This is a genomic window from Lutibacter sp. B1 (assembly GCF_012524075.1).
Classification (GTDB): Bacteria; Bacteroidota; Bacteroidia; order Flavobacteriales; family Flavobacteriaceae; genus Lutibacter.
Genome location: NZ_JAAZUI010000120.1, coordinates 1 through 1041, shown reverse-complemented (window position 1 = coordinate 1041; position 1041 = coordinate 1). Strand labels below are relative to the sequence as shown.

Genomic DNA, 1041 nt, shown 5'->3' with positions numbered 1-1041 from the left:
ATAAAACGGAAAGATTTGAGTAATGAATCCGAAAAAAGAAAGTTGAAACATAAAAAACTCATTGAAAAGTCTGATTTTAGCACAATGGCGGAATTATAAGTTGAAACGGAAAGAATTAAGCACAACGACGGAAATGAGCAATGAAAACGGAAAAACTCATTGAAACGTGAGAGTTGAACTGAAAAATATTCAAGAATAATTAAAACTTAACGATAAATTCCAGAATTGATAATTATCGTGGAATTGAAAAATAGTTTTTATGAGTAATTCATCATAAAAGACAAATTCTCGACTTTGATATTTAAAACGGTCAAAATTTCAACTAAATAGATTAATTGGAACTCAAATCCACTTTACCCAACACCTTATAACCAAAATTGCTTCTTTCTGTAAATTAGAATGTTTCTAAATCTAAAAAATACTATATTTAAACAACCGAAAATTGCGCTTTCAAATTCGCAACTTTCGTTATACAATCCCGTTACCTGTAATACGATTCGAAATCGTAAAAATAAAAATAGTTTCCATATATTGAAACTTTTCACTAACTTTGTCATCTAAATAGTTAGAAAAGGAATGAAACCTAAATTTGATGTTATATTTTTAGAACAAGCTATTGAGTTTGTGGAAAATTTAGACAATAAAACAAGAACGAAAATATGTTAGAATATTGATAAAGCTAAATTGATAAATGATCCTAAGCTTTTTAAAAAACTAAAAGATGAAATTTGGGAATTTAGAACAAAATACAATGGAGTTCAGATTAGACTTTTTGCCTTTTGGGATAAAACCGAGAAAACTGAAACTTTAGTAGTATCAACTCACGGAATAATTAAAAAAGTGAGTAAAGTCCCGAAAGCTGAAATTGAAAAAGCGGAGAAATTGAGAATACAATATTTTAATCAAAAAAAAACTTAAAAAATGGAAACTACTAAAAAAATGAAAATGATGAGTTTAGACCAACTTAAAGATAAACATCTTGGAGAAGTTGGAACTATTGAAAGAGACAAATACGAATTTGATTTAAAAATTGAAATTCTT

Annotated in this window: 1 pseudogene; it reads left to right on the top strand. The window is 27.2% G+C overall.

Going from position 1 to position 1041, the window contains the following annotated elements:
* Nucleotides 1-576 precede the first annotated feature (576 nt).
* Nucleotides 577-918, top strand: a pseudogene (locus tag HGB55_RS15195) (type II toxin-antitoxin system RelE/ParE family toxin).
* Nucleotides 919-1041: the final 123 nt, after the last annotated feature.